We start from the raw sequence: 22,529 nt of genomic DNA on the forward strand, positions 1-22,529 counted from the left end.
GGCCTTTGTGGGAGCGGGCTTGCTCGCGATACAGGCGCTGCGGGTTTTCTGAAGCGGCGCGTTGATGCAATCGCGAGCAAGCCTGCTCCCACAGCATTCACAGATCAACTTATCCACAGGCGGCCTCCAGCACGATACGGCCGCTGGAGCAGGCGGCGTTGGCGTTGCGGTAGGCAAAATGCAATTTGCTGCGTTCGTGATCAAAGCGCAGGGTCAACTCGATTTCATCGCCGGGGCGCACCAGTTGCTGAAACTTGAGCACTTCCATCCCGGCAAAGCGGGGCGGCAGGTCGAGCAGTTGCTGGCCCAGGTTGATGGCCCAGTCCACTTGCACCACGCCGGGCAGCACCGGCGTTTTGGGGAAGTGCCCGCTGAAGTACGCAAGGTCAGGCGGGATCGACAGGTTGAGTGTCCAACCGTCATCGCCGAGGTGTTGGCTGAGTACTTCAGGCAGCGTTGGCCGTGGCGCCAGCAGCAACGCATCGACCTGCGCTTGCGGCAGTTTGCCTTGGCTGGTGAGCGGCATTTGCCGCAGCAACCGCCAGCGGCGCGGCAATGCCAGCGCTTCGCAATAGGGCCCAAGGTGCAGGCGCAGGGCTTGGGTCAGGGCTCGGCGGCCGTGTTCACGCAGGGCAAACAGCCCGCTTTGGCTGAGTACCAGCAAGGCGCCCAGCGAGGCGCGGTTTTCATTGACCACGCCCAGGCGTGCTTCTGCAACCCATGGGTGGGTGCTCAAGGCCTGTTCCAGCTGTGGCAGCGAGATGCGTTTTTCTTCAAGTTTGACGATGCGGTCCAGACGCCCCAGCAGTTCAAAGCGCCCGTCGGCTTCAATGCGCGCCGCATCGGCCGTTTGCTCGACATGGCCTGCCATCAGGTACGGCGAGGCGATGCCTAGCGCGCCGTCCTCACTCTGGCTTAGATGAACCCCGGCAAACGGCTGCCACAAGGTTGGACCCTGGCGCCATGCAATGCCGCCGGTTTCTGAGCTGCCAAAAATCTCGGTAGGCCATTGGCCCAAGCGCTGCTCCAGCGCATGAGCCGCCTCGGCAGGTAATGCGCCGCCCGAAGAGAACACCCGGCGCACCTGGCTCAAGGCCGGCCAGTCGAGGTTGTCGGCCATGCGTTTGAGCAGGGCGGGGCTGGCCACCCAGGCAAATGCCGCGTGTTCGCGGCTGGCGCGCTGCATATCTTCGGGGAACGCCAGTTGCTGGCGAGTAAAGACCCGGCCCGCACACAGCGGCCACAACACGCGGAACAACAGCCCATAAATATGCTGCGCGGCCACGCTGGCGATGATGCACGCATCGCCCAGTTCATGGCCCCACAATTGCTCGAGGGTTTCTACCTCATTGGCCATTTGCCGCAGGCTTTTGTCGATCCGCTTGGGCTCGCCGCTGGAGCCTGACGTGCACAGGCTTAGCTGGCACGCGTCCAGATCCAGCTCGGCAGGGGCCAATGGGGCGCCATACAAGGCGTGCAGCTCGGTGCTGGCGGTCAGCCATAGATCGACGTGGCTGGCCCAGCGCTCACGGGTGTGGGCTTGCAGGTCTGCGGGCAATAACACGCTGACCCCGGCGCGCCAGGCGCCCAGCAGCGCAATGGCCAATTCACCCGCGTCGTCCAGGTGCACGGCCATGCGTTGCACGCCGCGTTGCTGCAACCCGCCCGCCAGGCTCAGGGCCTGCGCGCAGAGGGTGTGATGGGTGAGCGTTGGTTCAACGCTGACGGTGCGATGGGCATCGCCCTCAAGCAACAGATGCTCAAGTTTTATCCACTTCATGCCTGGCCTCTTACCTTTTGTCGTATCAGCCATTCAATGGCAAACAGCAGCCCCATCAGCCCGTAGGCGATCAAGCCGTTGTACAACGTCCACCAGCTCAGCGGCGCCCACAGTGTGAGGCTGGCTGCGATCAGGCCGTTGAGCATAAAAAACAGGCACCAGACCTGGGTGACCTGGCGCGTATAACGAATTGCGCTGTCGGGTAGATCTGGCTCACGCAGCCGGGCCAGACGCTCGACCATCGGCGGGCCGAACTTGAGGCTCAGGCCAAACAGGCTGAGCATCAGGCTGCTGATCAGTACGGGGTACCAGCGCAGCAGGGCCGGGCTGTTAAACAGCGCCAGCAGCGCACAAAACACCAGCGCGACCCCGGCGATCCACAGGCTGCCGGGGCGTCGTTCGCCGGTCAGTACCCGTGCCAGCCACAGGCCGCCGAGCAGCAGCGCAAACTGCCACGGAGCAAAGTGGGCTATGCCGAAATGCACCGCGAACGGGTATAGCAGGCCCGCCAGCAGCAGGCCCAGGCCGATCAATCGGCTCATGCGTGCGGTTGCACCAAGTGGTAAACCGCTTCAACCACATCATTGACGGTGCGCACCGATTTAAAGGCTTCGGCGGCAATTTTTTTGCCGGTTTTGCGCTTGATGTGATCGATCAGGTCGACCGCGTCGATGCTGTCGATTTCCAGGTCCTGATACAAATTGGCTTCCAGCGTGACGCGTTCGGGCTCCAGTTCGAAGAGTTCGACCATGGCGTCGCGCAGGATGTTGAAAATGTCTTCACGGGTTTGCATGGTTCGGTCTCAGGCAGCCTGTTTGGCTGTGACAAAAGCCGCAAGGCTGGTCACGTTGGAAAAGTGGTCACGGGTATCTTTGGCGTCGGCATCTATTTTGATGCCATAGGTTTTTTGGATCGCCAGGCCCAGCTCCAGGGCGTCGACCGAGTCCAGCCCCAGGCCTTCGCCAAACAGTGTTTGCTCATCGCCAATGTCGCTGATGCTGATGTCTTCAAGGCCCAGGGCGTCGATGATCAGCTGTTTGATTTCACTGTGTAGATCGCTCATCTGTGGCGAGCTCCTTAATAAAGTAGTCATGCACGAAGTCGTTAAGCAGGCGCGAAGCCTTGGGCGGCGGGCCTGCTGCTGCAAAGGCATTTGGATCTATATCGGCCCCGACACAAAAACTGAAGTGCACGCGGCGTTTGGGGATGCGGTACCACGGCTCGGCTTTGGTCAGCGTGGTGGGGCTGACTTTTATCACCACTGGCGTGAGGATTTTCGCACCGCGCAAGGCGATGGCGGCGGCCCCCCGATGAAAGGCCGGCATCTGGCCTGTCGGGGTGCGGGTGCCCTCCGGGAAGATAATCAGCGTCTGGCCTTGTTGCAGGGCCTCTGCGGCCTTGTCGAGCATGTCAATGCTGCCGTCATTGCTGATGTATTGCGCGGCGCGTACGGGGCTGCGGGTGAACGGATTCTGCCAAAGACTTTGCTTGACCACGCAATTGGCGTTACGCACCAGCCCGATCAGAAACACCACATCAATCAGCGAGGGATGGTTGGCAATGATCATTTGGCCGGGGCGCCCGAGGCGCTCGGCACCTTGCACGTCATAGGTCAGTACGCCCAGGCGGGTCATAAAGCGGATAAACAGCCAGAACAGTCGGCTGACGGTGTAACGCGCGCGCTCGCGCTGGCGCAGGACGTCGCCTGGCAAGCAACTGAGCAGCGGGAAAATGACCAGCCGCAGGCACAGGCACCCAAACCCGAACAGCACGAAGCTGATGGCGGTGGCCAGCAGGCGCCAGTAGTAAGCATTAGCGGTTTTCACGACGTACGTTGCCACTGCCAGAGCCGGTTTTCCCAGGCGTGTTGAAACGACGTCTGGCCGCTGAGCAGGTGCTGTAACAATTGCAATGCATGGGGCCACGGGGCTTGGGCGACATCAGCAGGCCGGGTGGACAACGACAGGTGCCACTGCTCACCGGGTGTCAGCAGCAGGCCCACTGCATAGGCAAAGGGCACGTCGTCAACCCAGGGCCGGTAAGCCTCGGGCGGTTGTTCTTCAGTGATCACCAGCAGCACGGCGGGCGCGCCGTCATTAAGCAGCGCACAGGCTTCGATCAGGCCATGTTCGAGGCCATCACCGGCCGCCGCGAGGGCAGTCATTTCGCTGGTTTCGCCGCGCATGATCGACCACAGGCCAATGACCGCGTTGTGCACCGAGAGGCTGAACTGGGTGGGTGACAAGGGCTGACTGGCTGCGAGCTCGTTCAGCATGTCGAAGGTGCGCGGGGTTTCGCCGTGGCGCGAAACAAACACCAGTGGCAGCGCCTCATGACCCTCAGCCAAGGGCCAGCCGACACTGAATGCCATGCGTGCCAGGCGACTGAGGCGGCGGCGTTGCATGGCCGGTAAAAACGACACGTCGGGGCTGGCATCGCTGGCGGCGATCGCGTGGGGGTGCTGGCTCCAGGCCTGCCAATCGGCCACGCTGTCGAGGCCCGGAGCCCAGGCTCGCCAAGCGGCAATATTGAAGTTAATCACTGGAGGTTTATCCCGCCCTTGCGGGCTTCCTTGATGCGAAGGTAGGCAGCGGTCAATGCGGCACTAGTAACAAAGTGGCGGCATTATCCCGGTGCTGTTGGTTGGTAGCAAATATCGCTTACATTTTTGTGCCGGTTTTTTGGCTTATCGGACGAAATAGCTATCTTTTTGTAATCACTAAACTATGGGCGCCTGTATGACTTTGAAAAAATAGGTCTGTTCCGGCGTATATAGGGATAAATCTGCTTTGGTTGTAGCTCTTTTCTCTGCGAGGTAGCGAAGTTGTTCTCAGGGCATCTACACTCGGGCACTTATTGATACACGGAGGTTTTGAAATGCGTCGCGTGGTGTTCAACCAAAAAGGTGGTGTGGGCAAGTCCAGCATCGCTTGTAACCTGGCGGCCGTCAGTGCCAGCGAGGGGTATCGCACTCTGTTGGTCGATCTGGATGCTCAGGCCAACTCCACTCAATACCTCACCGGGCTAACAGGTGATGACATCCCGATGGGCATCGCCGAGTTCTTTAAGCAAAGCCTGTCTGCGGGCGTGGGGTCGAAGAAGAATCGGGTCGATATTTACGAAACACCGTTCGACAACCTGCACATCATTACCGCCACGCCCGAACTGGCAGACTTGCAGCCCAAGCTTGAGGCCAAACACAAGATCAACAAGCTCAAAAAGCTGCTGGATGACTTGGCTGAAGACTACGACCGCATTTACATCGACACACCGCCCGCGTTGAACTTTTATGCGGTATCGGCATTGATTGCCTGCGATCGTGTATTGATCCCCTTCGACTGCGACAGCTTTTCGCGTCAGGCGTTGTACGGCCTGCTGAGCGAAATTGAAGAGCTGAAAGAGGACCACAACGAAGACCTGCTGGTTGAAGGCATTGTGGTCAACCAGTTCCAGGCCCGCGCCAGCCTGCCACAGCAAATGCTCGATGAGTTGATTGCCGAAGGCCTGCCCGTGCTGCCGGTGTACCTCAGCAGCTCAGTCAAAATGCGCGAGTCGCATCAGGCCAGCCAGCCGCTGGTGTATTTAGAACCACGGCACAAGCTGACCCTGCAATTTGTTGAACTACACGATCACCTGGAACAAAACGCTTAAGCACGCACGCCGTGGCTTTGCAGCCAGGCCTTGAGCTGTTGCAACGGGAAGGCGCCGCTTTGACGGGCGACTTCCTGGCCGTTTTTGTACAGGATCAGGCTCGGAATCGAGCGAATGCCCAGTTGCCCTGACAGTTGCTGGTTGGCATCGCTGTCGAGCTTGGCCAACCGGCACACCCCCACCAATTGGCTGGCCGCCTGTTCAAACACCGGCGCAAAGGCCTTGCACGGCCCACACCACTCAGCCCACACATCCACCAGCAGCGGCAGGTCGCCTTTGATCTGGCTGGCGTAATCGGTTTGTTTCAGATCGAAAGGCTTGGCGATCAGCACCTCATTCTTACAGCGCCCACACTTGGGGTGCTCGCCCACGCGCGCGGCGGGGATGCGGTTAAGGCCGTTGCAGTAAGGGCAGGGGATAAGCAGCGGGTCAGTCATTTCAAATACTCCGGAAATTGCTGTGGCGCGCTCCTGCAAAAAATGAGCACGTCGCGTAGAGGTGCAGTTCAGCAGATGTTGCCCCCGCCCGCCACTGGCTGTGACGTATCTGCTCACAATGTGCCTGCGCCGCCTTGAGCCCTTGAATCTAGGCTGTTGAAACCCGCCTGATGAGACACCGTCGGTCAGATGCCGAATATCGCGCTTTGCGATATAGCGAAAGCGGGCTTACCCTTCATAGCAAGATGCGATAGGGACATTGCATGCGAGTGATTACTGCGAAACGTATTTGGGAGGCCAAGGAACAATGGCCACATTCCGCCAGTGCTCTGGATGAGTGGTATCGCAAGATCAAGGTCCTCAACCCTGAAGATTTCGCTGCGTTGAGGTCGTTTTTCCCTGCGACTGACAAAGTCGGTTCTTTGCATGTATTTAATATTGGCGGCAATAAATTGCGTCTGATTGCGGTAGTGCGGTATCGGGTGCAGCGCCTCTACATTCGTCATGTGCTGGATCATCGTGAATATGACAAAGGTAAATGGAAGGAGTAACCCAATGAATGCACTGATCGAACAGGCTGCCCAGCATTGGCAGTTTGTTTCGCCACTGTTGCGAAAACCTGAAAATGAAGCGGATTACGACCAGTTGGTCGAAGCCCTTGATGAACTGACCGACCGCATCGGCGACGATGAAAGCCACCCGCTGATGAGCCTGGTAGACATCATCGGTGATTGGGTCGAAGCCTATGACCTTGAGCATCGGCCGATGCCCAAAGTCAGTGGTGTTGATGTGCTGCGCTCAGTGATGCAAGAGCATGGGCTGAACCAGAGTGATCTGCCGGGCGTGGGCACGCAGTCGGTGGTATCCGAAATCCTCAGCGGCAAGCGTCAGCTTAACGTGCGCCAAATTCGCTGGCTGGCAGATCACTTTAAAGTGCCGGTAGAGATGTTTATTTGAGGGTGTCGGCCTGCAATACGCTGTCCAGCGTGGCATCCACCAGGCCTTTGCTCATTTCCACCAGTTGCAAGCTGGCAAACGTCAGGCTGTGGCTGGTTTGAGGGCTGGCGACCTGGCTTTCGGCGCACAGAACCGTGGCGCTGCTGAGTAACTGGGCTGCCAGTTCCAGCGCGAGTTTGATGGGGATACCGGCGTTAACGCTGAACAGGCAATCGCCGGTCAGGCTGTGGCCGAAAGGGGTTTGATGAGTGATCAGGGGCATGGGTTAACTCCACTAAAAGTGCGCGAACGAATGTCTAGACTATGCGTTCCACTATGAAGAGCCCGACCGTCAAACCGGATCACGAATGTGTCGTGACGTCGGCGAGGATAGGGGCTGGCGCACAGAGGGTCAATCGGCTGGCAGGTAGTCCGCTTCCCTGACTTCAGACGAATGCGTCTGTTATAGCGGGTGCCCTTCACTGCTATGGGATGTAGGTGCGCCACAGGTCTCGCGACTACAAGAAGAGTAAGTGTTGCCCGCTCATACGCCATATATCTGTAGGAGCGAGCTTGCCTCGCGATCTTTTAAAGATCAAAAGATCGCGAGACAAGCTCGCTCCTACAGGGTTGTGGGCGTTTTAAGAGGAGCAACTGATTTCTAGGTGCTTGCCCCACTCGGGCGGGCGTTCGGCGTAGGGTTGCATGCCCGGCTGTTCGGTGAACGGTTGGGTCAGGACGCTGTGCAAGCGCCGTACTTCGCTGTAATCACCGGCTTGGGCAGCGTCGATGGCTTTTTGTGCCAGATAGTTGCGCAGGATGTACAGCGGGTTGACCGCGTGCATGCGTTCACGGCGTTGCTGTTGGTCTGGCTCGCCGTCGCGGGCCACGCGGGCGAGGTATTGCGCGGCCCATTCGTCAAAGCCCTTGAGGTCGATAAAGTCGTCGCGCAGGCGGGCAACCGCGTGTTCTGCCGGTTCGTCGCCCAGGCGACGGAAGAACAGGGTGTAGTCGATGGCGCTGCCTTGCATGCGTTGCAACAGGTCTTCGATCAGTTTTTGATCACCGTCTTCGGCGGTGGTCAGGCCCAGGCGGCGGCGCATCAGGTCGAGGTAGTGCGTCTGGTACAGCGGCAAGAACAAGCCCAATGTTTCACGCAGGGCGTCAACGCTGATAAACGGTGTCAGTGCCTGGGCCAGGGCGCTGAGGTTCCATTGGCCAATGGGCACCTGGTTGCTGAAGGAGTAACGCCCCTGGTGGTCGGAGTGGTTGCAGATGAACTGCGCGTCGAAGTCGTCAAGAAAGGCGAACGGGCCGAAGTCGAAGGTAATGCCCAGGATCGACATGTTGTCGGTGTTCATCACGCCGTGACAAAACCCGTAGGCCTGCCATTTGGCGATCAGTTCAGCGTTGCGCTCGACGATTTCGCGGAACATCGCCAGATGGGGCTCCGGCTGCTCCAGGCATTCAGGGTAGTGCAGGGCCAGCACGTGGTCGGCCAGTTGCTTTTGTTGTTCCGGGCGCTGGGTGTAGTAGAAGTACTCAAAGTGCCCGAAGCGGATATGGCTGTGCGCCAGGCGCAGCACCATGGCGCCGCGTTCCTGTTTTTCACGCCACACCGGGGTGTCGGAGCCGATCACGCACAGGGCGCGACTGGTGGGAATGCCCAGCGCGTGCAGGGCTTCGCTGGCGAGAAACTCACGAATCGACGAGCGCAGCACCGCACGGCCATCGCCCATGCGCGAGTAGGGCGTCATGCCGGCGCCTTTGAGGTGCAGGTCCCAGTGCTCGCCCGCCTGGTTGTAGACCTCGCCCAGCAACAGCCCGCGGCCATCGCCCAGTTGCGGGTTGTACGAGCCGAACTGGTGGCCGGAATAGATCATCGCCCGTGGCTCGGCATCGGCCCATAAGGTATGCCCGCCAAACAGTTGGGCAAACACCGGGTCGTGGGCCACGGCCGGGTCCAGGTCGAGCAAGGCCATTGCCGCATCGCTGGCGACCACCAGCCGTGGTGCGTCGAGCGGGTCGGGCAGCACGTGGGTTGAAAACGCGTCACCCAGGCGGGCGAAACGGTTGTCAAAGGTCAGTTCGTCGAGGGCTTTCAATGGCCGTCTCCAGCAAAATGTGAGGGTAAACACCCTGTGTAGGAGCGAGCTTGCCTCGCGATCTTTTAAATATCAAAAGATCGCGAGGCGAGCTCACTCCTACAGACGTTTAGGCGTCCTGCTAGTCGGGCTTACCCGGCAGGGGCTTTTGTTCCGGCGTTGGCAGGTCCATGGGCACCAGTTTGTATTCCTGGTTGCTGGTGTTCTTGAGGTACACCTCCATCTGCTGGAACGAGATGTTGATGTTGTGTGCCTTGAACTCGCGGTTGATAAAGCGGTTCACTTCGTCGATCACCGGGTTGCGGTCGCCCAGGTCACGCACGTGCATGCGCAGTTCGTGGTCCAGCGTGCTCTGCCCGAAGCTCAAGAAGTACACATGCGGCTCGGGCTCTTTGAGCACGCGGGGGTTTTCTTGCGCGGCCTTGAGCAGCAAGCTCTTGACCAGGTCCAGGTCAGAGCCGTAATCAACGCCCAGCTTGAGGGTCACGCGGGTGATGGTGTCGGTCAGCGACCAGTTGATCAGTTGCCCTGTGATAAAGGTCTTGTTCGGGACAATGATGTCTTTGCGGTCGAAGTCGGTGATGGTGGTCGCGCGAATGCGGATCTTGCTCACGGTGCCCGACAGGTTGCCGATGGTGATGGTGTCGCCAATGCGCACCGGGCGCTCGAAGAGGATCATGATGCCGGAGATAAAGTTGGCGAAGATTTCCTGCATCCCGAAGCCCAGGCCCACCGAGAGTGCCGCCACCAGCCATTGCAGCTTGTCCCAGCTCACGCCCAGGGTTGAGAGCGTGGCGACAAAGCCGACGCCGATGATCACGTAGGTCAGCAGCGTGGTGGTGGCGTAGGCGCTGCCTTGCGCCAGGTCGAGCCGTGACAGCACCAGCACTTCAAGCAAACCGGGCAGGTTGCGCGCCAGGGCAATGCTGATGCCGACGATGATCAACGCGCCCAGCACGTCACCAATGCTGATGGGCACCATGCTCATGTTGGCGCCGGTACCGCTGGTGTATTCGTACAGCGTGATGTTGTCGAGGTAGGAAAAGACCGAAATCAAGTCGGCCCAGACCCAATACAACACCCCGATAAAGGCCGCGAGCAAGGCCAGACGAATCAGGCGCAGCGATTGCTGGTTGACCTGTTCGATGTCCAGTGTCGGCTCTTCAACGATGGCGTCGTTGCCTTCCCCGGCTTCCTTGGCCGCCTGGCGCTTGGCCAACGCCCGCTGGTAGGCCAGCCGCCGCGCCGCGACCGAGAGGCCGCGCACAAAGGTGGCTTCAACCACCAGCCAGAGCATCAGCAGGTACAGGGTGTTAATAAGTCGGTCGCTGAGTTTGAGCGCGGTGTAGTAGTAGCCAAAACACACCGCCACAAACAGCGCGAGGGGCAGCAGGGCGAACGCGAAACCGAGCAGCTTGCGCACGCGGTAGGCTTTTTTCTCGGTCTGGTCGTTGAGGATCAGGCGGCACAGCAGCCACGCCATGGTGGCGTAGCACGTCAACACCACGAGGATGCCCAGCACGTCGTCGGCCAGCGCCGCCGGTTGCTGTTCGGCAAAGGCGACCACGGCCACCAGTGCCAGCACTACCAGACCGAGTCTGCGGATCCAGTTTTGCAGGAAGGCAACCAGCGGTTTCTCCCAGCGAAAATGCAGTTCGGCCACGCCGCCCGGCGCCAGAATCCGGTACGCGGTGTAGAACACCAGCCAGGCTTCGGCCATTTGCATCAAGGCCGCGCCAGTGTTGGCGTTCATGCCGCGGGCATCGGTTTGCAAGGCGTACCCGCACAGGGCCAGGGCCAGTGAAACCGGCATCGCCAGCAAGATGTTGATGAGGATCGCCAGCGGCGTATGCCACTGGCTGTCGCGCTTGAAGTGGCCAATGTCCTTATGGATATCGTTGAGCTTGTTGTACAGGTAGCGGCGCTTCCACAGCAGGGCGATCATCACCAGCACAAACGGCAAAAACAGCAGCGGCCGCTGGATCAGGCCTTCTGCCAGCTCGGTGACGCTGGAACCCCACGGCAGGGTGACGAGTTGTTGCTTGAGGTGGCGCGGGGCCGACTCCAGCCAGTCCAGATCCAGCGGCTTGTTGCTGGGGATCCAGAACATCTGCTCATCCAGCGTCGCCCGCAGGCCCTGCGCGGTGCTGAGCAGCTGCTTTTGGTTCAGTTGCAGGTTGATCGACTCGCTGAGCAGTGAGCTGAGTTCGCGGTTCAAGCGGTCCAGCAGGTCGCTGCGGGTGTTGACCAGTTCGAGCAGGGTTTTGCGCAGTTGCGGCGTCACCTGGTCGGCGGGCTGGGTCGACAGCAAGTTATCAACATAGGCAATCGGGTTGCTGATCAGCTCGCGCTGTTGGTTGATCTCAAATTGGTACAAGCGGATATCGGCGATTTCATCGGCCAGATTCTTGTCCATCTTTTGCAGGCGCGGCAGGGCTTGTTTCTGCTGATAGAGGATCTTGGACAGCAGCAAACTGCCCCGCAGAACGTTGATTTGCTCATCCAGCGCCTGGTCACTTTGGGTGACGTTGTCCAGCTGCTGCTTGGTTTCAAGGTTCTGCTGGGTGACCACGTTGAGGCGGTCGGTGCTGCGCAACAGGTAATCGGAGAGCCTGAGGTTGGTTGCGCTTTCGGTGGCCAGCAAGCTGCTGCTGCCAGACTTTTGCGCCTCAATCGATTGCTCGGTCACGGTCTGTTGCGACTGGGCCAGACGCTTCTTGTTGATCAGGGTCTGCAGGTCCTGGATTTCCTGGTCCTGGCGCGTGGTTTTTTCCAGCAGCAGGTCGTGCTGGCTGCCGCTCAGGTCTTGCAGTTGGCTATTGCCGGCCAGTTCCTGACGACGCAGCGCGATCAACGCGGTGAGCGCTGCCGATTCGGCACTGAGCTGGTTGCGTTGATCGCCAGTGAGCACTTTGCCGTTGTCGCGGCCGACTTTGAGGATGTTGCCGATCTGCTGAATGCGGGTCTGGCTGTTGCTGATTTCGGCCTGGGCGCGCTCGGGGCGGGTCTGGGCGGCGATGCTCTGGGTGTTGGCGCTGGCCAGGGCTTTTTGCAGCTCACCTTGCTCGGTGGTGCGGTCGGCGAGCATTTGTTCCAGTTGCTGCACCGACAGCGTGGCGTAGCGCTGTTCGATGGGCACCACTTTGCTGGCCTTGAGGCGGGCCAGTTCGCGCTGGTTATCGATGGTTTGGCGCGGGGCACTGTGGAGCTGGTCTTTGACCTCGATCAGGCGCTGTTCGTAGTCGCTTTTGTTGGCCAGAAAGCTCAAGGTTTGCTCGAGCACCGTCTGCAAGGCTTTCTGGTCGGCGTCGGGCAGTTTGCGGTCGGCTATTTTGTCCAGGCTGAGCTGCACGGCCTCGGCCGAAGGCGGGTCACCCGCGTAAACCGGGCCAACGGAAAGGCTCAGGCCGAGCAGGACTGTTGCGAAGAACGTGCGCAGAGTTGGCATATAATCCGGTCAAGCAAGCGTAGGAAATTTGGAGTTTAGAGGAACAACCCCGGTCCCGGGGCACTTCCTTCGGGGAATCTGACGCCCACTTTGCCTATCTTGTTCCCGTCCATGACCGCGACGGTCCAGATGGTGTTGTTCCACTCGACCTGGTCGCCGACAACCGGCGCGCCGCCGACTTTTTGCGCAATAAAGCTGCTGAGCGGAGTGTCCGGGCTGATGCCATCGAGCTTCAGGCCGTAAAGTGCCGAGACGTCGCCCAGCTGGGCATCGCCTTCGAGTACAAAGTCGCCGAAAAAGCGCAGGTCCAGCCCGCGAGTTGGCGGCTGGCTGAACAGTTTGCCCAGGGCTGGCAAGTTGTGTTCATGGCCGATCACACAGAGCAAATCGCCGATTTCCAGCGTGGTGCTACCCGACGGGTGGAGCAACGTCTGGTCGCGGAACAAGGCGGCGATACGCGTGCCTTCGGGCATTTTCAGTTCGCGCAGGGCCGCGCCGATGCACCAGTTTTGTGCGTCCAGCCGATAAACGAACAGCTCCCACTCGCTGGTCACGTGTACTTCCAGGGCGGAGCGGGAGATAGGCGCGAGGTCTGGCGGTACGGTGACCTTGAGCAGCTTGGCGACCCACGGCAGGCTTGTGCCCTGCACCAAAAGGGATACCAGCACGATAAAGAAGGCGAGGTTGAAATACAGCTGTGCGTTCGGCAATCCCGCCATCAGCGGGAACACCGCCAGAATGATCGGCACCGCGCCGCGCAGGCCGACCCACGAAATAAAGGCTTTTTCGCGCCCGTGGAAGGCCTTGAAGGGCAGCAGGCCGACGAATACCGACAGCGGGCGGGCGAACAGGATCATCCACAGGGCCAGAAGCAGCGCGGGTACCGCAATAGGCAGCAGGTCGTGTGGCGTGACCAGCAGGCCCAGCACCAGGAACATGCCGATCTGCGCCAGCCAGGCCATGCCGTCAAGCATGTGCAAAATGCCGTGGCGGCTGCGGATCGGGCTGTTGCCCAGCACCAGACCACACAGGTACACCGCCAAAAAGCCGCTGCCGTGCAGGGCGTTGGTCAAGGCAAACACCACCAGCCCGCCAGCGATCACCAGAATCGGGTACAGGCCGTTGGCCAAGTGGATACGGTTAACCATTTGCAGCATCAGCCAGCCACCGGCCAGGCCGACAATGGCGCCGATGCCGAACTCGCGCAGCAAATCCAGGAGCAGGCTGGCATGCAGCGTGGTCTCGCCGCTGGCGAGCATGTCGATCAGGGTGACGGTAAGGAACACCGCCATCGGGTCGTTGCTCCCGGATTCGATCTCAAGGCTGGCCGAGACCCGCTCGTTCAAGCCCTTGCCGCCCAGCAGCGAGAACACCGCCGCGGCATCGGTGGAGCCGACAATGGCGCCGATCAACAGCCCCTGAATCAAATTGAGGTTAAACAGCCAGGCCGCCACCAGGCCGGTCAGCCCGGTGGTGATCATCACCCCCACGGTGGCAAGCGAGAGGGCAGGCCATAACGCCACGCGGAAACTGGAGACCCGCGTGCGCAAGCCGCCGTCGAGCAAAATCACCGCCAGGGCGAGGTTGCCCACCAGATAGGCGGTAGGGTAGTTGTCAAAAATAATACCGCCGCCATCGACACCGGCGGCCATGCCCACGGCCAGGATAATCACCAGAATCGGGATGCCCAGGCGTGAAGACAAAGAACTGACCAGAATACTTGCGCCTACCAGCAACGCGCCGATCAAGAACAGGCTGTTGATGGTCGTCGCATTCAAAGGCAGTACTCCATAAAAAACAGAAAAGACAGGGCGTACCCATGCAGGCTACGTGCCAGCGATTCTAACCTGCGTTATTGGCGCGCTGTCAAAAAGCTTTTCAGGGTTGCTTGGCCGTGGATGAAACACGTGCTGCGAAGTGTTCTGTAGTCCATTGCCGCCTTGTCTCTGTTGAGTGACGGAGGAAATGGCTTTTTCTTACAAGAGAAATGGAGCCGGCCTGCATTTTAATGTTAGGCAAATTGTGTCTACTCACGGCTCTGTTTAGCCATGGACACGTCATGAAGCCCACAATTGCGACTGATGACAGGCCCGGTGCGTTGTACACCGTGGCAATTCCACACTTCCTGCTGCTGTATGTACTGACATGCGGTTGTTACTTGTTCTATTGGTCTTACCGCAACTGGGCCTTTTACAAAGCCCACTCCGGTGCTGCGATTACACCGGTGATACGCGGCCTGCTCTGGCCTTTTTTTGTCCTCGAGCTGTTCGACAAAGTCCAAAACGCGCTGGACAGAGCGCAGCAACCTTATAGCTGGTACCCCGAAAGCCGGGCGTTACTGATCATGCTGCTGGTGATGCTCTCGGTGCTGCTGTTCACCTTCCCTGATCGGCCGTTGGGCATGGTGTGCGTCTATGTGGCCGAGGCTGTTTTGATTGCCATTAGCGGCTATCTGTTTATGGGGGCTCAGCGGGCGATCAATTTGTTGAGTGGCGATACGCAGTAGTTGTTTGGTTCAGCTTCAACACGTGGCGTCGGCGTTTTTGGCGCACAAAAAAACCGGGCACCCTCACAGGTGCCCGGTTTTTTGTAGCTCGGCGTTTAACCGATGGTCATCAAGCTCGCGTTACCGCCCGCAGCAGCGGTGTTGACGCTCAGTGCGCGTTCGATCACCAAGCGTTCCAGGGCGATATTGGTTTCGCCTTGAGACAACCCTTGCACGCCGACAATGGCGCCTGCACGTTTGGCCACTTGCTGGCACACCTCGCGCAGTTGATCGCTGTCGCCGTGGTGCAGGACCGCGTCGAAAACAACGTCGTCCTTGGTCCAGTCCGCTACGCGCTTGATGCGCGCTTGCACCTCTTTTGGCAGACGGGCAAACAGGGCTTTGCCCAGATCGCTGTCCGGCAGTACCGCCGAGCTGCCCACGGCCAGTACGCCAGCCAGTTGGGTCAGCAGGTCGCTTTCAGTGTCGGCCAGGCACAGCACGTGTTCGCGCGGCAAGATGGCGTAGCTGTTGCGTTCGCCGGTCGGGCCGTTGAGCAGGCGGGTGATGCCGCTTTGCGAGTGGGCGGCGAATTCGCTGCACAGCTCGGCCAGCGCCGCTTGCTGATTGCTTTGTGCCCAGGCTTGCAGGGCGTTGAGCGGCTTGCTCAGCGCCTCGCGGGCTTGGGTGTCTGGCGCGCTAATGGCGTCGACTTTGGCGAACGATTGCTCGATGGCATCGCTTGGGCGAGTCGACAGCAGACGGAACAGGTACAGCGGGCCACCGGCTTTCGGGCCGGTACCCGACAAACCTTCGCCGCCGAACGGCTGCACGCCGACCACGGCACCGACGATGTTGCGGTTGACGTAGACGTTACCGGCGTTGACGTTGTTGACCACTTTGGCAATGGTTTCGTCGATGCGGGTATGCACGCCCAGGGTCAGGCCGTAGCCCGATGCGTTGATCTGGGCGATCAACTGGTCGATGTCTTTGCGCTTGTAGCGCACCACGTGCAGAACCGGGCCGAAGATTTCGCGCTCCAGTTCGTCGAAGCTTTCCAGCTCGATCAGGGTCGGCATCACGAAGGTGCCGCGCTTGGATTCTTCGATATCGGCAATGGCCATCTGGAAAACGTTGCGGCCTTTGTCGCGCATGCCCTGGATGTGTTTCTCGATCCCGGCTTTGGCTTCGGCATCGATCACCGGGCCAATGTCCACGCTCAAGCGCTCCGGGTTGCCCATGCGCGATTCGGCCATGGCACCTTTGAGCATTTCGATGACGCGATCTGCCGAATCTTCCTGCAAGCACAGCACGCGCAGTGCCGAGCAGCGCTGACCGGCGCTGTCGAACGCCGAGGACACCACGTCGATGACCACTTGTTCGGTCAGGGCTGAGGAGTCGACGATCATGGCGTTCTGGCCGCCGGTTTCAGCGATCAGCGGGATCGGGCGACCTTGAGCGTCCAGGCGACCGGCGATGTTGCGTTGAAGCAGGCGAGCGACTTCGGTGGAGCCAGTGAACATCACACCTTTGACCCGATCGTCACCGACCAGACGTGCGCCCACGGTTTCGCCACGGCCCGGCAGCAATTGCAGCACGCCTTCTGGAATACCGGCTTCCAGCAGGATGCGCACGGCCTGGGCGGCCACCAGCGGTGTTTGTTCGGCAGGTTTGGCCAGTACCGGGTTACCGGCGGCTAGAGCTGCGGCCACTTGGCCACTGAAAATCGCCAGCGGGAAGTTCCACGGGCTGATGCACACCACAGGGCCCAGCGGGCGGTGGGCGTCGTTGGTCAGGTCATTGCGCGCCTGCACGGCGTAGTAGCGCAGGAAGTCGACCGCTTCGCGGACTTCGGCAATGGCGTTGGCGTAGGTCTTGCCAGCTTCGCGGGCCAGCAGGCCCATCAGCGGCTGGATCTCGGCTTCCATCTGGTCGGCGGCGCGTTCCAGGATGGCGGCACGTTCGGTCGGCGGGGTGGCCTGCCAGATCGGCGCGACGTTCAGCGCGCACTGGATCGCGTTGTCTGCGTCTTCAACCGTGGCTTCTTGCACATAGCCGACTACATCACGCAGGTCGGCCGGGTTGAGCACCGCGGCCGGGACTTGGGTGCTGGAGGTGCAACCGAGCATCGGCGCGGCTTTCCAGTCGTTGTGAGCCGTGGCCAGCAGGGCGCAGGACAACGATGCCAGACGGTGTTCGTTGGCCATGTCGATGCCGCTGGAGTTGGCGCGTTCGCTGCCATACAGGTCACGCGGCAACGGAATGCGTGGATGCGGCAAGCCGAAGCTGCCTTCGGCCGTGGCCATTTGCTCGATCTGGCTGACAGGGTCGGCCACCAACTGGTGAATCGAGATCGAGTGGTCGGCAATGCGGTTAACAAACGAGGTGTTCGCGCCGTTTTCCAGCAGGCGACGCACCAGGTAAGCCAGCAAGGTTTCGTGGGTGCCGACTGGCGCGTACACGCGGCACGGACGGTTCAACTTGCCTTCGGAAATCTTGCCTACAACTTGTTCGTACAGCGGTTCACCCATGCCGTGCAGGCATTGGAACTCGTACTGGCCCGGGTAGTAGTTCTGACCGGCGATATGGTAAATGGCCGACAAGGTGTGGGCGTTGTGCGTGGCGAACTGCGGGTAGATCGCTTCGGGAACGGCCAGCAGTTTTTTCGCGCAGGCAACGTAGGACACGTCGGTGTACACCTTGCGGGTGTACACCGGATAACCTTCCAGGCCTTCGACCTGGGCGCGCTTGATTTCGCTGTCCCAGTACGCGCCTTTCACCAGTCGGATCATCAGGCGGTGACGGCTGCGGCGGGCCAGATCGATCACGTAGTCGATCACGTACGGGCAGCGCTTCTGGTAAGCCTGGATGACGAAACCGATGCCGTTCCAGCCGCTCAGCTCTGGCTCAAAGCACAGGCGTTCGAGCAGGTCGAGGGACAGTTCCAGGCGGTCAGCTTCTTCGGCGTCGATGTTGAGGCCGATGTCATATTTCTTGGCCAGCAAGGTCAGCGACAGCAGACGCGGGTACAGCTCGTCCATCACGCGCTCGTATTGGGCGCGGCTGTAACGCGGGTGCAGGGCCGACAACTTGATCGAAATGCCCGGGCCTTCATAAATGCCACGGCCGTTGGAGGCTTTGCCGATCGAGTGAATGGCTTGTTCGTACGAGGCGAGGTACTTTTGCGCGTCATGTTCGGTCAGTGCGGCTTCACCGAGCATGTCGTAGGAATAACGGAAGCCCTTGGCTTCAAAGCGCGTGGCGTTGGCCAGTGCTTCGGCGATGGTTTCGCCGGTCACAAACTGCTCGCCCATCAGGCGCATGGCCATGTCGACGCCCTTGCGGATCATCGGCTCGCCGCTCTTGCCGATGATGCGGCTCAGGGAGGAGGTCAGGCCTGCTTCGTTGTGCGTCGACACCAGTTTGCCGGTCAGCAACAGGCCCCAAGTGGCAGCGTTGACGAACAGCGACGGGCTGTTGCCCAAGTGCGGGTGCCAGTTGCCGGTGCTGATTTTGTCGCGGATCAGGGCGTCACGGGTGCCTTTGTCCGGGATGCGCAGCAGCGCTTCGGCCAGGCACATCAGGGCCACGCCCTCTTGGGACGACAGCGAGAACTCTTGCAGCAGGCCTTGCACGATACCGGCACGGCCACCGGCGCTCTTTTGATTGCGCAGTTTTTCGGCAATCGAGGCGGCCAGGGTCTGGGTGGCTTCGGCCATCGGTGCAGACAGGCGCGCCTGCTCCAGCAGCATCGGCACCACTTCGGGTTCCGGGCGGCGGTAAGCCGAGGTAATGGCTGCACGCAGGACTGACTGCGGCAAGATGCTTTCGGCAAATTCCAGGAAGCATTGGTGGGTGTGATCGGTGTTGGTGTCATCAGCGTCATCGCTGGTGCCAGCTGGCACACCGTTCAACTCCGCCAGGGTTGCACCACCCTCGAGTTTTTCCAGGTAATTGAAAATTGCCTGTTTGATCAGCCAGTGTGGCGTGCGATCAATCGAGGCCGCGGCAGCCTTCAGGCGCTCGCGGGTTGGGTCATCGAGTTTGACCCCAAGGGTGGTGGTAGCCATTTTTTTATCCTCATGGGTGCCACATGGGCGCGGCAGCAGCTGGCGGCAAGATTAGCGCTGCGCTGAATTGGGTGCAACTAGGTGCAACCCGGTTTCATCAGAATTTTTTTCCTCACCTGTCGGGGCGATCTAGTCTCGCGAATGGGTGCTCTTTTGATCTTTATCTAAGAGCCCCCCTCACCCTAGCCCTCTCCCGAAGGAGAGGGAACCGATTGGGGGATGCTGAAGATATTCGGTGGCCTGTTTGATGCGCGACAGCGCGGCGTCGAAGACGGGGCGGCCCCTCCTACAGGGAATGTGGGGTTTTCGATTGATACGGGGCGCTTTTGCATCGAAAAAGAAGCGAAAGGTGCAACTAGCGAGGCAGAAACTGGTTGCACCTGATTTGCGTTGTTGCATAGCATTCGCGACTTAGGTGTGACCCTTTGAACCCACAAGGTTCTACGGCTGACGATTTTCCTGGAGAAGCGTCCGTCATAAATGCGCAGCCTGGTTAACCGTCTCAGACAAAACGTTTGTGAATGTGCGGCCAGGCGGCCGTCAACGATAAAAACAATGCCAGGGCTTAATGCAATGAGTGTAAGTAACCCAACCCTGATCACGTTCGTGATCTATATCGCGGCAATGGTGCTGATTGGCTTTATGGCTTATCGCTCCACCAATAACCTGTCGGACTACATTCTCGGCGGCCGCAGCCTGGGCAGCGTGGTCACCGCGTTGTCCGCTGGCGCCTCTGACATGAGCGGCTGGCTGCTGATGGGCTTGCCGGGTGCCATTTACATGTCCGGCCTGTCCGAAAGCTGGATTGCCATCGGCCTGGTGGTCGGTGCGTATTTGAACTGGCTGTTTGTGGCCGGGCGCCTGCGGGTGCAGACCGAGCACAACGGTGATGCGCTGACTTTGCCGGACTACTTTGCCAGCCGTTTCGAAGACAAAAGCGGGCTGCTGCGGATTATCTCGGCGGTAGTGATTCTGGTGTTCTTCACCATTTACTGCGCCTCGGGCGTGGTGGCCGGTGCCCGTCTGTTTGAAAGCACCTTTGGCATGTCGTACGAAACAGCCCTGTGGGCCGGTGCTGCGGCGACTATTGCCTACACCTTCGTCGGCGGCTTTTTGGCGGTGAGCTGGACAGACACCGTGCAAGCCACCCTGATGATTTTTGCGCTGATCCTGACGCCGATCATCGTATTGCTGGCAACCGGTGGTGTTGATACCACGTTCCTTGCAATCGAAGCCAAGGACCCTGCCAACTTTGACATGCTCAAAGGCACTTCCTTTATCGGCATCATCTCGCTGATGGGCTGGGGCCTGGGCTACTTTGGCCAGCCGCACATTCTGGCGCGCTTCATGGCCGCAGACTCGGTGAAGTCGATCGCCAACGCACGTCGCATCTCCATGACCTGGATGATCCTGTGCCTGGTCGGCACCGTTGCCGTCGGCTTCTTCGGTATTGCTTACTTCTCGGCGCACCCGGAAGTGGCAGGCCCGGTCAACGAAAACCCTGAGCGGGTGTTTATCGAGCTGGCCAAGCTGCTGTTCAACCCGTGGATTGCCGGTGTCTTGCTGTCGGCCATTCTGGCGGCGGTGATGAGTACCTTGAGCTGCCAGTTGCTGGTGTGCTCCAGCGCCCTGACAGAAGACTTCTACAAATCCTTCCTGCGTAAAAATGCCTCCCAGACCGAGCTGGTGTGGATCGGTCGCGCTATGGTGCTGCTGGTGGCCGTGGTTGCCATCATGCTGGCGTCTAACCCGGACAACCGCGTGCTCGGTCTGGTGAGCTATGCGTGGGCAGGCTTCGGTGCTGCGTTTGGCCCGGTGGTGCTGATCTCGGTACTGTGGAAAGGCATGACCCGCAATGGCGCGCTGTCCGGTATTTTGGTCGGGGCCATCACGGTGATCGTCTGGAAACACTTCAGTTTGCTGGGTCTGTACGAAATCATCCCGGGCTTCATCTTCGCCAGCATCGCCATTTTGGTGGTCAGCGCCATGGGCCAAGGCCCAAGCAAGAAGATGGTTGAGCGCTTCGAAGCGGCTGAGAATGACTTCAAACTGCACCACTGAGTTCAGTGAGTTGCGGCCCACCTAGTGGGTAACAGACAACGGCCCGTTTCCCATGGAAACGGGCCGTTTTTATTGGGGGTCGCTAAAGACATGGCATTGCGCGTGGGATTAACAGCATGTCCTGCCCGGAGGTTTCTCATTTGTGGTGGGGGTTCTTCTGAAGCGTAAATGACCTGCTCCAGACGTATTAGCCTTGGTTAAGCGCTCACTGATGAGTGCCTCAATCAAGGATGACAACCATGCGTAAAAAGATTTTCCTCGGGCACATCTCCGCCCGGGACTTGCCCTTCTCATTTCAAAGCCACTATCACTGGATTATTTCGGTGTACGCCCGCAAGCCGGGTGGTGTAGAGCGCCTGCTGCTCGAAACGCACGGCTATTACGCCATTCCGGCACCCTGGACGTTCGCCTTTCACGTCGATGACGATGAGTCGCCGGAGCCCGTTGAAGCCCATCAAATCCGCGTGCAAGTGCTGGACAAGGACGTACTGATTGCCGATGCCAGCGAGCAGTTCGCGATTGACTGGGTAGCGAGTGAGGTCAGCGTGCATAACCTGGTATTGGTGCCGCGAGCGATTTGAGCAAGGCACCGTCTGGCGTGGAGCGTGGCTTAACCCCTGACGTTATTCGCTGCACAGGGTAAACTTCGCTCCCTGCGCAGGAGCAACCATGAACTATCGTCACGCCTTCCACGCCGGTAACCACGCCGACGTTCTTAAACATATCGTCTTGACCCGCCTCATCGCGTTGATGTCGCGCAAAGAGCAGCCTTTTGCTTACCTCGATACTCACGCCGGGCTGGGTTTGTATGACCTTCAAGGCGATCAGGCCACGCGCACGGGCGAGTACCTGGAAGGCGTCGCACGCTTGTGGGGCAGAAAAGACCTGCCCGCGATGACTGCGGACTACATGCAGGTGCTGCACAAGATGAACCCGGACGGGCAATTGCGTTACTACCCGGGTTCGCCTGAACTGGCACGTCGCACCACCCGTGCGCACGACCGCGTGTTGCTCAACGAAAAACACCCTGAAGATGGTGTGATGCTCAAGGCCAACATGAAGGGCGACCGTCGTGTGGCGGTGCACTTGGGCGAAGGCTGGCACGTACCGCGTGCGTTGCTGCCCGTGGCCGAAAAGCGTGCGGTGATGCTGATTGACCCGCCGTTTGAAAAGCTCGACGAAATGCAGCGTTGCGTGGAGTCGTTAAAAGACGCCATCAGCCGCATGCGTCAGACCGTTGTAGCGATCTGGTACCCGATCAAGGACAAGCGCCAACTGCGTCGTTTTTATCAGGACCTGGCCGCCTCCGGCGCTCCGAAGTTGTTGCAGGTCGAGTTGTTTGTGCACCCGCTGGACACCCCCAACAGCCTGAACGGCTCGGGCCTGGCGATCGCCAACCCGCCTTGGGGTCTGGAAGAAGAACTGCGCGAACTGCTGCCATGGCTGGCCAAAACACTGGGCCAAACCCAGGGTGGCTGGCAGATGGAATGGATAATCGCTGAGTAACGATCACCTCACCTTGTAGGAGCAGCCGGTCGACGCTCGATTGCCTCGCG

General features: G+C 59.7%; 19 protein-coding genes. 7 read left to right on the forward strand and 12 right to left on the reverse strand.

Annotated features, from left to right (window positions below; all coding sequences use genetic code 11):
* Window positions 1–109: 109 nt before the first annotated feature.
* From GHO25_RS15715 to GHO25_RS15740, 6 genes are read right to left on the reverse strand one after another with little or no spacing between them, the layout of a single operon-like run.
* Entirely contained in the window at window positions 110–1,780 is a 1,671-nt protein-coding gene (locus GHO25_RS15715; RefSeq protein WP_153391196.1) for an AMP-binding protein, read from the reverse strand.
* Window positions 1,777–2,322, reverse strand: coding sequence for a hypothetical protein (locus GHO25_RS15720; protein WP_153329377.1), 546 nt, complete (start codon window positions 2,320–2,322; stop codon window positions 1,777–1,779). The genes GHO25_RS15715 and GHO25_RS15720 overlap by 4 nt, the downstream gene beginning before the upstream one ends.
* Window positions 2,319–2,573 (reverse strand): acyl carrier protein, encoded by a 255-nt coding sequence (locus GHO25_RS15725; protein WP_048366676.1) that lies wholly within the window; start codon window positions 2,571–2,573, stop codon window positions 2,319–2,321. Before GHO25_RS15725 ends, GHO25_RS15720 begins: the two co-directional genes overlap by 4 nt.
* 9 nt (window positions 2,574–2,582) lie before the next feature.
* Window positions 2,583–2,843, reverse strand: coding sequence for a phosphopantetheine-binding protein (locus GHO25_RS15730; RefSeq protein ID WP_048366675.1), 261 nt, complete (start codon window positions 2,841–2,843; stop codon window positions 2,583–2,585).
* Entirely contained in the window at window positions 2,824–3,606 is a 783-nt protein-coding gene (locus GHO25_RS15735) for a lysophospholipid acyltransferase family protein (protein ID WP_372240942.1), read from the reverse strand. The genes GHO25_RS15730 and GHO25_RS15735 overlap by 20 nt, the downstream gene beginning before the upstream one ends.
* A complete protein-coding gene (locus tag GHO25_RS15740) occupies window positions 3,603–4,322 on the reverse strand; it encodes a beta-ketoacyl synthase chain length factor (RefSeq protein WP_178110106.1) in 720 nt (239 codons plus the stop codon). Before GHO25_RS15740 ends, GHO25_RS15735 begins: the two co-directional genes overlap by 4 nt.
* A 335-nt stretch (window positions 4,323–4,657) precedes the next feature.
* Between GHO25_RS15740 and GHO25_RS15745 the strand changes: the two genes are divergently transcribed.
* On the forward strand, window positions 4,658–5,431 hold the full coding sequence (locus GHO25_RS15745; RefSeq protein WP_153391197.1) for a ParA family protein: 774 nt from the start codon (window positions 4,658–4,660) through the stop codon (window positions 5,429–5,431).
* Here the strand turns inward: GHO25_RS15745 and trxC are convergent.
* Complete coding sequence (trxC, locus tag GHO25_RS15750) at window positions 5,428–5,868, reverse strand: thioredoxin TrxC (protein WP_153329383.1); 441 nt, start codon at window positions 5,866–5,868, stop codon at window positions 5,428–5,430. The two genes, GHO25_RS15745 and trxC, sit on opposite strands and share 4 nt — an antisense overlap.
* A 263-nt stretch (window positions 5,869–6,131) precedes the next feature.
* On the opposite strand from trxC, the gene GHO25_RS15755 reads away from it, so the two are divergent.
* Entirely contained in the window at window positions 6,132–6,419 is a 288-nt protein-coding gene (locus tag GHO25_RS15755) for a type II toxin-antitoxin system HigB family toxin (protein WP_048366671.1), read from the forward strand.
* 4 nt (window positions 6,420–6,423) lie between these two features.
* Entirely contained in the window at window positions 6,424–6,825 is a 402-nt protein-coding gene (locus GHO25_RS15760; RefSeq protein WP_048386318.1) for a type II toxin-antitoxin system HigA family antitoxin, read from the forward strand.
* On the opposite strand, the gene GHO25_RS15765 is transcribed toward GHO25_RS15760, so the two are convergent.
* The 4 genes from GHO25_RS15765 to GHO25_RS15780 form a co-directional block, all read right to left on the reverse strand.
* The gene (locus tag GHO25_RS15765) at window positions 6,818–7,087 is read right to left on the reverse strand and encodes a DUF3077 domain-containing protein (protein ID WP_048366669.1); all 270 of its coding nucleotides are present in this window, start codon (window positions 7,085–7,087) and stop codon (window positions 6,818–6,820) included. The genes GHO25_RS15760 and GHO25_RS15765 overlap by 8 nt on opposite strands.
* A 358-nt stretch (window positions 7,088–7,445) precedes the next feature.
* Window positions 7,446–8,909 carry a protein adenylyltransferase SelO gene (selO, locus tag GHO25_RS15770; protein WP_153391198.1) on the reverse strand — a complete coding sequence of 488 codons (1,464 nt, stop codon included), beginning with the start codon at window positions 8,907–8,909 and terminating at the stop codon, window positions 7,446–7,448.
* A 121-nt stretch (window positions 8,910–9,030) separates the two neighbouring features.
* The gene (gene mscK / locus GHO25_RS15775) at window positions 9,031–12,357 is read right to left on the reverse strand and encodes a mechanosensitive channel MscK (protein WP_153391199.1); all 3,327 of its coding nucleotides are present in this window, start codon (window positions 12,355–12,357) and stop codon (window positions 9,031–9,033) included.
* A gap of 35 nt (window positions 12,358–12,392) precedes the next feature.
* On the reverse strand, window positions 12,393–14,135 hold the full coding sequence (locus tag GHO25_RS15780) for a potassium/proton antiporter (RefSeq protein ID WP_048386312.1): 1,743 nt from the start codon (window positions 14,133–14,135) through the stop codon (window positions 12,393–12,395).
* Between the two features lie 281 nt (window positions 14,136–14,416).
* On the opposite strand from GHO25_RS15780, the gene GHO25_RS15785 reads away from it, so the two are divergent.
* On the forward strand, window positions 14,417–14,863 hold the full coding sequence (locus GHO25_RS15785) for a hypothetical protein (protein WP_153391200.1): 447 nt from the start codon (window positions 14,417–14,419) through the stop codon (window positions 14,861–14,863).
* A 95-nt stretch (window positions 14,864–14,958) separates the two neighbouring features.
* Here the strand turns inward: GHO25_RS15785 and putA are convergent, their stop codons facing one another.
* Window positions 14,959–18,912: a trifunctional transcriptional regulator/proline dehydrogenase/L-glutamate gamma-semialdehyde dehydrogenase gene (putA, locus tag GHO25_RS15790; RefSeq protein WP_153391201.1), complete on the reverse strand. Its 3,954-nt coding sequence runs from the start codon at window positions 18,910–18,912 to the stop codon at window positions 14,959–14,961.
* A gap of 573 nt (window positions 18,913–19,485) precedes the next feature.
* Here putA and putP point away from each other — a divergent pair.
* From putP to GHO25_RS15805, 3 genes are all read left to right on the forward strand, one after another.
* Window positions 19,486–20,973 (forward strand): sodium/proline symporter PutP, encoded by a 1,488-nt coding sequence (gene putP, locus GHO25_RS15795; protein ID WP_153391202.1) that lies wholly within the window; start codon window positions 19,486–19,488, stop codon window positions 20,971–20,973.
* 239 nt (window positions 20,974–21,212) lie between these two features.
* Complete coding sequence (locus GHO25_RS15800; protein WP_153329391.1) at window positions 21,213–21,554, forward strand: hypothetical protein; 342 nt, start codon at window positions 21,213–21,215, stop codon at window positions 21,552–21,554.
* Between the two features lie 88 nt (window positions 21,555–21,642).
* On the forward strand, window positions 21,643–22,479 hold the full coding sequence (locus GHO25_RS15805; protein ID WP_048366660.1) for a 23S rRNA (adenine(2030)-N(6))-methyltransferase RlmJ: 837 nt from the start codon (window positions 21,643–21,645) through the stop codon (window positions 22,477–22,479).
* The last annotated feature ends 50 nt before the right edge of the window (window positions 22,480–22,529 follow it).

Origin of the sequence: Pseudomonas sp. FSL R10-1350 (assembly GCF_009600525.1) — a bacterium.
Classification (GTDB): domain Bacteria; phylum Pseudomonadota; class Gammaproteobacteria; order Pseudomonadales; family Pseudomonadaceae; genus Aquipseudomonas; species Aquipseudomonas helleri.